The organism is Streptomyces sp. WAC06614 (assembly GCF_003949795.1).
In the GTDB taxonomy this organism is placed as follows: Bacteria; Actinomycetota; Actinomycetes; order Streptomycetales; family Streptomycetaceae; genus Streptomyces.
The window spans coordinates 26,266-39,925 of record NZ_RPRY01000008.1; the positions used below are offsets into that span (position 1 = coordinate 26,266).

Annotated in this window: 8 protein-coding genes; 4 read left to right on the forward strand and 4 right to left on the reverse strand. The window is 74.9% G+C overall.

Annotation, left to right across the window (positions count from 1 at the left end; translation table 11 throughout):
- The first annotated feature begins 64 nt into the window (after positions 1–64).
- Positions 65–862: a phosphatase gene (locus EF918_RS02190; protein WP_125639661.1), complete on the forward strand. Its 798-nt coding sequence runs from the start codon at positions 65–67 to the stop codon at positions 860–862.
- Between the two features lie 36 nt (positions 863–898).
- Here the strand turns inward: EF918_RS02190 and EF918_RS02195 are convergent, their stop codons facing one another.
- The 3 genes from EF918_RS02195 to EF918_RS02205 are packed head-to-tail and all read right to left on the reverse strand — an operon-like array spanning position 899 to position 4,433.
- Positions 899–1,777, reverse strand: coding sequence for an acyl-CoA thioesterase II (locus tag EF918_RS02195; RefSeq protein ID WP_125639664.1), 879 nt, complete (start codon positions 1,775–1,777; stop codon positions 899–901).
- A 6-nt stretch (positions 1,778–1,783) separates the two neighbouring features.
- Positions 1,784–2,941, reverse strand: a complete 1,158-nt coding sequence (locus tag EF918_RS02200) for an acyl-CoA dehydrogenase family protein (RefSeq protein ID WP_125639667.1) — start codon at positions 2,939–2,941, stop codon at positions 1,784–1,786.
- Between the two features lie 55 nt (positions 2,942–2,996).
- Entirely contained in the window at positions 2,997–4,433 is a 1,437-nt protein-coding gene (locus EF918_RS02205) for a PucR family transcriptional regulator (RefSeq protein WP_125639670.1), read from the reverse strand.
- A gap of 115 nt (positions 4,434–4,548) precedes the next feature.
- Here EF918_RS02205 and speB point away from each other — a divergent pair, with 115 nt between their 5' ends.
- The 3 genes from speB (at position 4,549) to EF918_RS02220 (ending at position 11,192) form a co-directional block, all read left to right on the forward strand.
- A complete protein-coding gene (speB, locus tag EF918_RS02210; protein WP_125639673.1) occupies positions 4,549–5,517 on the forward strand; it encodes an agmatinase in 969 nt (322 codons plus the stop codon).
- A gap of 43 nt (positions 5,518–5,560) precedes the next feature.
- The gene (locus EF918_RS02215; protein ID WP_125639676.1) at positions 5,561–7,243 is read left to right on the forward strand and encodes a thiamine pyrophosphate-binding protein; all 1,683 of its coding nucleotides are present in this window, start codon (positions 5,561–5,563) and stop codon (positions 7,241–7,243) included.
- Between the two features lie 103 nt (positions 7,244–7,346).
- A complete protein-coding gene (locus EF918_RS02220; RefSeq protein WP_125639679.1) occupies positions 7,347–11,192 on the forward strand; it encodes an ABC transporter ATP-binding protein in 3,846 nt (1,281 codons plus the stop codon).
- Between the two features lie 95 nt (positions 11,193–11,287).
- Here EF918_RS02220 and EF918_RS02225 read toward each other — a convergent pair whose 3' ends face one another.
- Positions 11,288–13,519, reverse strand: coding sequence for a serine/threonine-protein kinase (locus EF918_RS02225; protein ID WP_260609713.1), 2,232 nt, complete (start codon positions 13,517–13,519; stop codon positions 11,288–11,290).
- Positions 13,520–13,660: the final 141 nt, after the last annotated feature.

A 13,660-nucleotide genomic window follows, 5' to 3' on the forward strand; every position in this document is an offset into this window, starting at 1 on the left:
GGCGACGCGTCCGGACGGCGGACGGAACCGGCGGCTCCGCCGGCGCGACGGCAGAATGGGCCCCATGCCGATAGAGACGCCCGTCCCGAGCCGCGCCGAACTGATCGACCACCTGATCCGGACCCGCATCGCGGGCCAGGTCGCGACCCCCCGCGAGAACAACCTCTCGCACTACCGGAAGCTGGCCAACGGCGACCGCCACTACTGGCTGGGCCTGGACCTGGGCGACCGCTGGACCGACGAGCAGGACGTGCTCGCGGTCATGGCCGAGCGCGTAGGAGTGGTGGACGACCCCGCCCACCGGGCCGGCCAGGACACCATCGACCCCGAGCTGACCGTGGACGGTCTGGAGCGGATGGCCGCCCGGCTGCACAAGGCGGCGCTGGACCGGCAGCGCGTGCTGTTCGCCACCGGTCACCCGGGCGGTCTGCTGGACGTGCACCGGGCCACGGCCGAGGCGCTGCGCCGGGCGGGCTGCGAGATCGTGGTCGTCCCGGGCGGGCTGACCGCCGACGAGGGCTCGGTGTGGCAGTTCGCCGACATCGCGGTCCTGGAGCGGGGCGCCACGCTGTGGCACACCCATTCGCCGGCGCCGATGGCCGCGATCCTGGACGCCCTCGCCGCCGAGGGCCGTCCGCTGCCCGACCTGGTCGTCGCCGACCACGGCTGGGCGGGCTGCGCGGCCCAGCGCGGCCTGGACGCGATCGGCTACGCCGACTGCAACGACCCGGCCCTGTTCCTCGCCGAGGCCGAGGGCACCCTCCAGGTGGCGGTCCCGCTGGACGACCACGTCCGCGACCCGCGCTTCTACGACCCGATGGTGGCCTACCTGCTGCACACGGCGGGGCTGCTCGGGGAGTAGCCGGGGCAGGTGGCGGGCGTCCGGGGACGCGGCCGGTCAGCGCGGTACGCGGACCACGCCCTCCTGGATGACCGTCACCGCCAGCCGGCCGTCCTGGGTCCAGATCCGGGCCTGGCCCAGGCCCCGGCCGCCGTGGGAGGTGGGGGAGTCCTGGTCGTACAGGAGCCACTCGTCCGCGCGGAACGGCCGGTGGAACCACATCGCGTGGTCCAGCGAGGCGCCGACGACGTCACCGACCGCCCAGCCGCCCCGGCCGTGCGCGAGCAGGACCGAGTCCAGCAGGGTCATGTCCGAGACGTACGTGGCCAGGCACGTGTGCAGCAGCGGATCGTCCGCCTCCAGCTTGCCGGCCGTACGGAACCACACCTGCGAGCGCGGCTCGACCGGCTCGCCGATGGAGCCCCAGGGCGGGGTCGTCGCGTACCGCAGGTCCACGGCGGCGCGCGCCGCCAGCAGCCGCTCGACCGTGCCCGGGTCCTTGAACAGGTCCCGGTGGACCGGCAGCGCCTCGGCCGCGGTCGGCAGGGTCTCGGGGTCCGGGGCCTCGGGCATGGTGACCTGGTGGTCGAGGCCCTCCTCGTACCGCTGGAAGGACGCGGAGAGGTGGAAGATCGGCTGGCCGTGCTGGACGGCGACCACCCGGCGCGTGGTGAAGGAGCGGCCGTCGCGGATCCGGTCGACCGTGTACACGATCGGCGCGCCCGGGTCGCCCGTGCGCAGGAAGTACGAGTGGAGCGAGTGCGGCGCGGTGCGGTCGGTGGGCACCGTCCGGCCGGCCGCGACCAGCGCCTGGGCCGCGACCTGTCCGCCGAACACGCGCGGGACCAGGGAGGTGCGGCTGGTCCCGCGGAAGATGTTCTCCTCGATCTGCTCCAGGTCGAGCAGATCGAGGAGATCGGTGAGTGCCTCGCTCAAGGGGACTTACAGCCCCATCGACTTGGCGATGATCGACTTCATGATCTCGCTGGTGCCGCCGTAGATGCGGTTGACGCGGTTGTCGGCGTACAGGCGGGCGATCGGGTACTCGTTCATGTAGCCGTAGCCGCCGTGGAGCTGGAGGCAGCGGTCGATCACGCGGTGCGCGACCTCGGTGCAGAACAGCTTGGCGGAGGCGGCCTCGGCCGGGGTCAGCTCGCCCGCGTCCAGGGCCTCCAGGGCGCGGTCGGCGACGGCCTGGGCCGCGTCCACCTCGGCCTGGCAGGCGGCCAGCTCGAACTTGGTGTTCTGGAAGTGCGCGACCGGCTTGCCGAAGACGGTGCGGTCGGTCACGTACTGCTGGGCGAACCGCACCGCGGCCGCGGCCTGGGCGTACGCGCCGAAGGCGATGCCCCAGCGCTCCGAGGCGAGGTTGTGGCCGAGGTAGGAGAAGCCCTTGCCCTCCTCGCCGAGCAGGTCCTCCACCGGCACCTTGACGTCGACGAACGCCAGCTCGGCGGTGTCGGAGGTGCGCAGGCCCAGCTTGTCGAGCTTGCGGCCGATGGAGTAGCCCTCGGACTTGGTGTCCACGGCGAACAGGGAGATGCCGAAGCGGCGGTCCTGCTCGGTCGGGGCGGAGGTACGGGCGCAGACGATGACGCGGTCGGCGTGCACACCGCCGGTGATGAAGGTCTTGGCGCCGTTGAGGACGTAGTGCGTGCCGTCCTCGGAGAGCTTGGCGGTGGTCTTCATGCCCGCGACGTCGGAGCCGGTGCCCGGCTCGGTCATCGCCAGCGCCCACATCTCCTCGCCGGTGACGAACTTCGGGAGGTAACGCTTCTTCTGCTCGTCGGTGGCGAGCATCTTGAGGTAGGGCAGCGCGAGCAGCACGTGCACGCCGGAGCCGCCGAAGTTCACGCCGGCGCGGGCGGTCTCCTCGTAGAGGACGGCCTCGAACTTGTGGGTGTCCAGGCCGGCGCCGCCGAACTCCTCGGGCACGTTGATGCCGAAGACGCCCAGCTCGCCGAGCTTGTAGTAGAAGTCGCGCGGCGCCTGGCCGGCGGCGAACCACTCGTCGTAGACGGGCACGACCTCGGCCTCGACGAAGGCGCGGATCGTCTCGCGGAACGCCTCGTGGTCCTCGTTGAACACCGTACGGCGCACGGCCGGCTCCCTTCGTCGCGGCGGTCCGCCGCTTATGTCTAAGCGCTTGCTCATATTAAGTTACCGGCGGGTTGTCCACCCTGTCCAGAGCCATTTCCGTGCCCGGCCCGGCAGCGGGGGCCCGCACCTCCTGGCGCAGGGCGAACCACAGCTCCATCCGGGTGTCCGGGTCGTCCAGGTCACGGCCGAGCAGGACCGCGCAGCGGGAGATCCGCTGCCGGACGGTGTTGCGGTGCACCCCCAGGGCCGCCGCCGACCGGTCCCAGCTCCCGTGGTGCGCCAGCCACGCCCGCAAGGTCGCGCGCAGCGCGGGCGGCAGCGGCCCGAGCAGCGCCTCGGCATGGGCCCGGGCCTCCGCCTCGCCGACCAGCCCCGCCAGACCCGCCTCGGTGTGCCGGGCCAGTGGCGCGCGCGAGGCCTCGGCGCGCTCCAGGGCCCGGGCGGCCTGCGCGTCGGCGGTGGCCAGGCCCTCCGGGCCGGCCGGGGCGGAGACGCCCAGGCGCCAGCCGGGCTGCGCGGCCGGCTCCCGCTCGGTGACCAGCCGTACGCCGCCGGACCCGTCCACGGCCACCAGTACGGTCCCCAGCGCGGCCGCGAGCCCCGCCGGGTCCGGGCCGCCGCGGGCATGGACGGCGTACCAGGGGCCGGGGCCCAGGACGTCCGCCGCGGAGCCGCCCAGCAGCAGCCGGGTCAGACCGGCGGCCTCCGTCCCGGCCGGCCGCTCGGCCGTGAGCAGGGTCAGCAGCACCGCCGCCACCGAGGCCACGGTGTGGTCCCCGGGCGTCCGCGCCGGGGTGGCGGTGCCCAGCGCGGCGGGCCGACCCAGGGCGTAGGCCGCCAGGTGCCAGCCCCCGGCCTGGTCGGTGGCCGTGGCCGGGCCGCCCGCCCGGCCGACCCGCGCCAGCAGCGCCTCCAGGGCGGCCGGCGCCCCCTCCGCCCCGGGCGGAAGCGCGGCACCGGCCGAGCGGCCGTCCGGCCGCAGCACCACATGGCCGCCGAGGCTCGCCGCGAGCCGGGAGAGCACCGCCGGGACCGGGTCCGGCCGGGCGGCGGCCGCCGCGAGGGCCTGCTGCGCCTCGGTGACCCGGCGCAGCTCGCGCGTGCGGGCCTCGGCCATCAACCGCCAGACCGCCCGGGCCACCGCCGCGAACGGCGTGCCCGGATCCACCTCGACCAGCGGCAGCCCGGCCGCCGCGCAGGCGCCGGCCAACGCCTCCGGGACCCGCTCGTGCACCGGCGTCACGCCGAAGCCGAGCGCCGCGACCCCGGCCCGGACCAGCCGGGCGACGTACGGCGCCGGAGCGTCCGACCAGGCGCCCGCGGTCAGCAGCAGTTCACCGCCGAGCAGATAAGGGGTCGGATCGGCCATCTCGGAGGCGTGCACCCCGTGCACGGGCGCGTCCGGCGGGCCGGCGGCCAGCCGCAGCCCGAGCTCCGGCTCGCCGAGCAGCGTGCCGAGGCCGACGGCGGGCGTGGGCGGGCCAGGTCGCATGAACACTCCATACACATCAGGGCAGGACCATGGATAAAACGTACACTTCGCGCGGGTTCGGGTGCCGCTTACGCTCGAAGCACCGCACACATCAGCCGCCACAGAAGGGCACCCCATGAGCACCGAGCAGACGCCGCGCGGCCCCGTCGACTCCTCCCGCATCCCGCGGTACGCCGGCCCCGCCACCTTCGCCCGGCTGCCCCGCCTGGACGAGGTCGGCTCCGCCGACGTCGCCGTCGTCGGCGTGCCCTTCGACTCCGGTGTCTCCTACCGCCCCGGCGCCCGCTTCGGCGGCAACGCCATCCGCGAGGCCTCGCGCCTGCTGCGCCCGTACAACCCCGCCCAGGACGCCTCCCCCTTCGCCCTCGCCCAGGTCGCCGACGCCGGTGACATCGCGGTGAACCCCTTCAACATCAACGAGGCCGTCGAGACCGTCGAGGCCGCCGCCGACGAGCTGCTGGGCGCCGGCTCCCGCCTGATGACCCTCGGCGGCGACCACACCATCGCCCTGCCGCTGCTGCGCTCGGTCGCCAAGAAGCACGGCCCGGTCGCCCTGCTCCACTTCGACGCGCACCTCGACACCTGGGACACCTACTTCGGGGCCGAGTACACCCACGGCACCCCGTTCCGCCGCGCCGTCGAGGAGGGCATCCTCGACACCGAGGCCCTCTCCCACGTCGGCACCCGCGGCCCGCTGTACGGCAAGCAGGACCTCGACGACGACGCCAAGATGGGCTTCGGCATCGTCACCTCCGCCGACGTCTACCGCCGCGGCGCCGACGAGATCGCCGACCAGCTCCGCCAGCGCATCGGCGACCGCCCGCTGTACATCTCCATCGACATCGACGTGCTCGACCCGGCCCACGCGCCCGGCACCGGCACCCCGGAGGCCGGCGGCATGACCTCCCGCGAACTGCTGGAGATCATCCGCGGGCTGTCCTCCTGCAACCTGGTCTCCGCCGACGTCGTCGAGGTCGCCCCGGCGTACGATCACGCCGAGATCACCTCGGTCGCCGCCTCCCACACCGCCTACGAGCTCACCACGATCATGAGCCGGCAGATCGCGGCGGCCAAGGGGAAGTAAGGCCCCGCCCCCCGCGGCAGAGCAGAAGAAAGGCGCACAGCGCGTGACGCACGACCACGACCTGGTACTCCGCCCCACCGAGGCCCAGACGGCGGCCGCCCTGGCACCGCCGCCCGGACGGACGGGCGGGGACCTGGTCGTGGAGACGCTGCGCGGCCTCGGCGCGACCACCGTCTTCGGCCTGCCCGGCCAGCACGCGCTGGCCCTGTTCGACGCCGTCGGCCGCTCCGACCTGCGCCTGGTCACCCTCCGGGTGGAGAACAACGCGGGTTTCGCGGCCGACGCCTACGGCCGTATCACCGGTGAGGCCGCGCCGCTGCTGCTGTCCACCGGGCCGGGCGCGCTGACCGCACTGCCCGCCCTCCAGGAGGCGGCCGCCGCCTCCGCGCCCGTGCTGGCCATCTCCTCCCAGGTGCCCGGCGCGGGCCTCGGCGGTGCCCGCCGCGGCCACCTGCACGAGCTGCGCGACCAGGCCGCCTCCTTCCGCGACGTGGTCAAGTCGGTCCACACCGCCCGGACGCCGTCGCAGATCCCCTCGGCCGTCGCCGCGGCCTGGGAGTCGGCGCTCACCGCCCCGCACGGCCCGGTCTGGGTGGAGATCCCCGAGGACGTCCTGCGCGCGGAGACCCTGCTCCCGCAGGTCACCGGCGTGGACGCGACCCCGCACGAGCTCGTCCCGCGCCCGGAACTGACCGCGCTCGCCGCGCACTGGCTCCAGGGCGCGGCCCGCCCGGTGATCGTCGCGGGCGGCGGCGTGGTCCGCGCCGACGCCTCGGGCAAGCTCCGGCAGCTCGCCGAACGGCTGAGCGCCCCGGTGGTCACCACCTTCGGCGGCAAGGGCGCCTTCCCCTGGAACCACCCGCTGTCCCTCCAGTCCTGGCTGGAGGACCGCCACACGACCGACTTCCTGGAGGACGCCGACGTCCTGCTCGTCGTCGGCTCCGGCCTCGGCGAGCTCTCCTCGAACTACCACACCTTCCGCCCCACCGGCCGGGTGATCCAGATCGAGGCCGACCTCGGCAAGCTGGAGTCCAACCACCCCGCCCTCGGCATCCACGCCGACGCCCGGCTCGCCCTCCAGGCCCTGCTGGAGACCGTCGACGAGCGCCCCGACCCGGACGCGCCCGCGCGCGTGGCCGGGCTCCTCGCCGCCGTCCGCGAGCGCATCGACGCCCAGGACCTCGCGCTGGAGCAGTCCCTGCTCAGGTCCGTCCGCACGGCGCTGCCGCCGCGCTCCCCGTCCTTCTGGGACATGACGATCCTGGCCTACTGGGCCTGGTCCGCCTTCGACGCCCGGCACCCCAACACCCTGCACTCCGCCCAGGGCGCCGGCGGCCTCGGCTACGCCTTCCCCGCCGCCCTCGGCGCCTGCGTCGCCGAACCCGGCACCCCCGTCCTGGCCGTCTCCGGCGACGGCGGCGCCATGTACTCGATCGCCGAGCTGGCCACCGCCCGCCAGCACGACCTCGACGTCACCTGGCTGATCGTGGACGACGGCGGCTACGGCATCCTGCGCGAGTACGCCACCGGAGCCTTCGGCCGGGCCACCGCCACCGAGCTGGCCCGCCCCGACTTCACGGCCCTGGCCGCCTCGTTCGGCGTACCGGCCGCCACCACCACGCCCGAGACCCTCGCCGCCGACCTCGAGGCCGCCCTCGCCACGCCCGGACCGTCCGTGCTGGTCCTGAACGCCACCCTCCGGATGTTCGCCCCCACCCACCTCTGAACGGCACGCCCGTCCCACCCGCCGCAGACTTGTTGCGGCGGGATGAAATCCGCCGGTCGGCGCGTTGGGGCTGGCGGACGGGACGACGGACCGGGGAGGTCAGGTGGCGGCGGCGCAGACGGCCGACAGGACGCGGGGCTGGGCCAGGAGGCTCGCGGAATACACATGGCGCTACAAGCTCAACGTGCTGCTGGCGCTCGGCTCCTCGCTCGCGGGCATGGCCGTCATGGCCCTCGTACCGCTGGTCACCAAGGTGATCATCGACGACGTCATCGAGGACGGCACCCGCCCGATGGCCCCGTGGGCGGGCCTGCTCATAGCCGCGGCCGTGCTCGTCTACGTCCTGACGTACATACGCCGCTACTACGGCGGCCGGCTCGCCCTCGACGTGCAGCACGACCTGCGCACCGACATGTACGCCACCCTCACCCGCCTCGACGGGCGCCGCCAGGACGAGCTGTCCACCGGCCAGGTCGTCGGCCGGGCCACCAGCGACCTGCAGCTCATCCAGGGCCTGCTGTTCATGCTGCCGATGACCATCGGGAACTTCCTGCTCTTCGGGATCTCCCTCGGCATCATGCTCTGGCTCTCCCCGCTGCTCACCCTCGTCGCCCTGCTGATGGCGCCCGCCCTGTGGTTCATCGCCCAGCGCAGCCGCGCCCGGCTCTTCCCCGCCACCTGGTACGCCCAGGGCCAGGCCGCCGCCGTCGCCACCGTCGTCGACGGGGCCGTGACCGGCGTCCGCGTGGTCAAGGGCTTCGGCCAGGAGGCCCAGGAGACCGGCAAGCTGCGCGAGGCCGGCCGGAAGCTGTTCGCCGGACGGCTGCGGACCATCCGGCTGAACTCCCGCTACACCCCCGCCCTCCAGGCCGTCCCGGCCCTCGCCCAGGTCGCCATGCTGGCCCTCGGCGGCTGGATGGCCACCGAAGGCCACATCACCCTCGGCACCTTCGTCGCCTTCTCCACCTACCTCGCCCAGCTCGTCGGCCCGGTCCGGATGCTCGCCATGGTCCTCACCGTCGGCCAGCAGGCCCGCGCCGGCGTCGAACGCGTCCTGGAACTCGTCGACACCGAGCCCGTGATCGAGGACGGCACCGAGGAACTGCCCGCCGACGCCCCCGCCACGGTCTCCTTCGAGGACGTCTCCTTCGGCTACGACCCCGACCGGCCCGTCCTCGACGGCTTCAGCCTCACCGTCGCCCCCGGCGAGACCGTCGCCGTCGTCGGCGCCTCCGGCAGCGGCAAGTCCACCCTGTCGCTGCTGCTGCCCCGCTTCTACGACGCCACCCACGGCACCGTCCGCGTCGGCGGCCGGGACGTGCGCGAGCTGACCTTCGACTCGCTGCGGGCCGCGATCGGGCTCGTGCCCGAGGACTCCTTCCTCTTCTCCGACTCCGTCCGCGCCAACATCGCCTACGGGCGCCCCGAGGCGACCGAGGCGGAGATCGAGGCCGCCGCCCGCGCCGCCCAGGCCCACGGCTTCGTCAGCGCCCTGCCCGCCGGGTACGACACCAAGGTCGGCGAGCACGGCCTGACCCTGTCCGGCGGCCAGCGCCAGCGCATCGCGCTCGCCCGGGCGATCCTCACCGACCCGCGGCTGCTCCTGCTCGACGACGCCACCTCCGCCGTCGACGCCCGCATCGAGCACGAGATCCACGAGGCCCTGCGCTCGGTCATGGCCGGGCGCACCACCCTGCTCATCGCGCACCGCCGCTCCACCCTCGCCCTGGCCGACCGGATCGCCGTGCTCGACCGGGGCCGGCTCGCCGACCTCGGCACCTACGAGGAGCTGGAGGCCAGGTCCCCGCTGTTCCGGCGGCTGCTGACCGACCCCGACGCGCTGGCCGGCGGCTCGCCGCGGCTGCCCGAGCCGGACGCCAAGGTGCTCGCGGGCATGGAACGCGACCTCGCCCGGGACCTGGAGATCGAGGCCGAGATCGACTCCGAGCCGGTCAACGCCAAGCGCCGGGTCGTGGACGGCATCACCCCCGAGCTGTGGCGCCGCCAGGAGCGCGAGGACAGCGCCGCCGCCGCGGGCGCGCCCGCCGCGGCCTCCGGCGCACCCGGCGCCGGTCACTCCATGGCCGGCGCCGTCGCCGGCATGCCGGCCACGCCGGAACTGCTGGCCAAGGTCGCCGCCCTGCCGCCCGCCACCGACACCCCCGACGTGGACGAGGACCGGGCCGCCGCCGCCGAGGACAGCTACGGCCTGCGCCGGCTGCTGCGCGGCTTCTGGGCCCCCCTCGCGGTCAGCCTCGCCCTGGTCGCGGCCGACGCGGGCGCGGCCCTGCTGCTGCCCGTCCTGATCCGGCACGGCATCGACCAGGGCGTCCAGCAGGCCGCGCTGGGCGCCGTATGGGCGGCCGCCGGCCTGGCCCTGGCCGTGGTCGTCGCCCAGTGGGCCGCCCAGATCGCCGAGACACGGATGACCGGCCGGACCGGCGAGCGGGTGCTCTACGCCCTGCGCGTGAAGATCTTCGCCCAGCTCCAGCGGCTCGGCCTGGACTACTACGAGCGCGAACTCACCGGCAAGATCATGACCCGGATGACCACGGACGTGGACGCCCTGTCCACCTTCCTCCAGACCGGTCTGGTCACCGCCGTCGTCTCCGTCTTCACCTTCTTCGGGATCCTCGTCGCCCTGCTCGTGCTGGACGTGGAGCTGGCGCTCATCGTCTTCGCCGCCCTGCCGCTGCTGGTCGTCGGCACGATCGTGTTCCGCCGCAGGTCCGTCAAGGCGTACGAGCTGGCCCGCGACCGGGTCAGCATCGTCAACGCCGACCTCCAGGAGTCCGTGTCGGGCCTGCGCATCGTGCAGGCCTTCCGCCGCGAGCGCTCCGGCGCGGTCCGGTTCGCCGAGCGCAGCGACTCCTACCGGCAGGCCCGGGTACGCGGCCAGTGGCTGATATCCGTCTACTTCCCGTTCGTACAGCTGCTGTCCTCGGTCGCCGCCGCGGCCGTGCTGATCGTCGGCGCGGGCCGGGTCGAGGCCCAGACCCTGACCACCGGTGCCCTGGTGGCCTACCTGCTGTACATCGACCTGTTCTTCGCGCCCGTCCAGCAGCTCTCCCAGGTCTTCGACGGCTACCAGCAGGCCACGGTCTCGCTCGGCCGGATCCAGGACCTGCTGCGCGAGCCGACCGCCACCCCGCTGCCCGCCCGGCCCCGCGAGATCGGGGAGCTGCGCGGCGAGATCGCCTTCGAGGGCGTCCGGTTCGCCTACGGCACCGCCGAGGAGCGCGGCGAGAAGGGCGAGGCGCTCGCCGGGATCGACCTGCGGATACCGGCCGGCCAGACCGTCGCCTTCGTCGGCGAGACCGGGGCGGGCAAGTCCACCCTGGTCAAGATGGTCGCCCGGTTCTACGACCCCACGGCCGGCCGGGTCACCGCCGACGGCGTCGACCTGCGCGAGCTGGACCTGACGGCCTACCGCCACCGGCTGGGCGTCGTCCCCCAGGAGTCGTACCTCTTCCCGGGGACCGTGCGCGACGCCATCGCCTACGGGCGGCCCGGCGCGACGGACGCCGAGGTGGAGGCGGCCGCCAAGGCGGTCGGCGCGCACGACATGATCGCCACCCTGGACGGCGGCTACCTGCACACCGTGGCCGAGCGGGGCCGCAACCTCTCCGCCGGCCAGCGCCAGCTCATCGCCCTGGCCCGGGCCGAACTCGTCGACCCCGACGTCCTGCTGCTCGACGAGGCCACCGCGGCCCTGGACCTGGCCACCGAGGCGCAGGTCAACCAGGCCACCGACCGGCTGGCGGGCCGCCGCACCACCCTGGTGGTGGCCCACCGGCTGACCACGGCGGCCCGGGCCGACCGGGTCGTGGTCATGGACCGCGGCCGGGTCCTGGAGGACGGCACCCACGGCGAACTGCTGGCCCGCGGCGGCCGGTACGCCGAGCTGTGGCGGACCTTCGTCGGTGAGGACGAGCGGGCGGTGGCCTGAGGCCACCGCCCGGGCGGGGCCCGGCGGCCCGAGAGGCGGCCGGCTCCCGCTTCGGGCGCGGCGGCCGGCGCCCGGCCTCGGGTCCGGCGCCGGGCTCAGCCGAGGGTGGCGAGGGTCTCGCGGACCTTCTGGGCGAGGGCGGGCGGCAGCGCGCCGTAGCCGACCTGGTCGGCCGCTTTGCTGCCGGCACTGCCCGCGTCGCCCGACACGACGGAGGCGAGGAAGGGGCGCGAGCGGGCCAGACCGGCGCCGTCGTTGCCGCGGTCGCACAGCACGGCGTACCCGAGCTGGACGATCGGATAGGCCCCGGCAGCCTTGGTGGTGAAGTCCGGGTCCACGGCAAGATCCGCTCCGGTGCCGGAGATCCGGGCCGTGGCCAAGGCCGCGGTGGCCGACTCCGTGCCGACGGTGACCGGCTCGGGTGCGCCGGTGGCCAGCCGGACGGTGGTCAGGCCCGAGGCCTCGCCGCCGAGCCGGGTGAACGAGACGGCCCCGGCGGTCTGCTTGACCGCCTGGGCCACGAGCGCGCTCGACACGCCCTGCCCCCCGCCGACGGCCGCCAGTGAGGACTGCGGGAGGGTGCCCCAGCCGGTGGGCGAGACCTTCGAGAGGTACTGGGTGAAAGCCAGCGTCGTGGCGGACTCGTCGGTCGGGGTCACCACCTGGATCGCCGTGTCGGGCAGCAGCCGGCCCCGGTTGGTGGCGGCGATCTCCGGGTGGTTCCAGCGGGTGACCTGGCCCCGGAAGATCCGGGCGAGCGTGGGCGCGTCCAGGGTGAGCAAGTCCACGCCCGGCAGGTTGACGACGACGGCCACCGGCATCACGCCGAGCGGCAGGTGGACCGGCTTCCCACCGGGGCAGCGGGCGGCGGCGGCCCCGGCCTGGGGCTGCGTCAGGGTCCGGTCGACCACGGCGAAGTCGGCGGAGCCCTCCTTGAACTGCTGGATCCCGGCGCCGGAACCGGTGGGCGCGTAGGCCGGCCGGGTGCCGGGGCAGGCCGCCTGGTAGTCGGCGATCCAGCGGTCCATGGCCGGCTTGAGGGCACTGGCCCCGGCGGAGGTGAGGGCCCCGTCGGGTCCGCAGGCCGGGGCGGTCGCGCCGGAGCCCGCTCCCTGGGAGCCCGCGGCGGAGCCGTGGCTCCCCTTGTCGTCGTCCCGCAGGCCCTGCCAGGCCGCGACCCCTCCGGCCGCGAGCGCCACCACGACCGCCACGGCCACCATGGCCCTGATCCGCCGCCCCCGCTGCGGCGCCCCGGTCTCCGGCTTCGACGGGGCGGGGTCGTCGTCCCCGGACCGTACGGGTACGGAGCCCGGGCCCGGATCCTGGTCCCGGCCCTGGGCAGGCGGCTCCGCCGGCTCCGTCGTGAGCGTGGGCGGGGGTCCGAAGACGCCCTCGGGCGCCACGGACACGCCGACCGGCACCTCCGGCGCGGCGGGAGCCGGGGGAGCCGGAGGAGGCGGGGAAGCCGCGGGAGCCGGGGGCGCGGGGGCGTCGGCCCCGTCGGCCCCGTCGGCCGCTGACAAGCTGGCGGCCAGGAAGGTCATCAGGTCGGGGACGGTCGGGCGGTCCGCCGGGTTCTTGGACAGGCACGGTCCGACCAGCGGGAGCAGCGCCGGGGGCAGGCCCGCCAGATCCGGGTCCTCGTGGACGACCCGGTAGCCCACCGCGTGGGGGTGGGCGCCGTCGAACGGACCATGACCGGTGGCCGCGTGGACCAGGACCGAGCCGAGGGCGAACACGTCCGCGGCCGGGCCGACCTCGGCCCGGAGAAACTGCTCCGGCGCCATGAACGGCGGCGTGCCGACCACCACCCCGGTCCCGGTCAGCGCCGTCGCGTCGGAGCCGTCCACGGCCCGCGCGATCCCGAAGTCGATGACCCGGGGCCCGTCCTGCGCGAGCAGGACGTTGCCGGGCTTGAGGTCCCGGTGCACCAGCTCCACCCGGTGGATGTCCCGCAGCGCCTCCACCAGCCCGGCCGCCAGCCGCCACACCTCGGCCACCGGCAACGGGCCCCGCTCGTGGACCCGTTCGGCCAGGGAGGACCCCGCCACGAACAAGGTGGCCAGCCAGGGCGCCGCCGCGTCGGCGTCGGCGTCCACCACCGGCGCGGTGAACGCCCCGCTGACCTGCCGGGCGGCCTCCACCTCGCGGCGGAAGCGCTGCCGGAACGTGGGGTCCTCCGCCAGCTCGGGCCGGATGACCTTCACGGCGACCTGCCGCCCGGACAGCGACCGCGCGCGGTAGACCACGCCCATCCCGCCGGCGCCGAGCCTGCCCTCCAGCCGGTAACGGCCGACCGTCCGCGGATCCCCGTCCCGCAGCGTCACGTTCCCAACCCCCGCCATCCCGCCCCCGACGTACGGACCGGGATCAGCGTAGCCCCGGCGATCTCCTTGCGCTGCGCAACCTTCTCCCCGGCTCGGGCGTCGTACGGACGTACGCACGTAGTACGTACGACCTATCGGGGG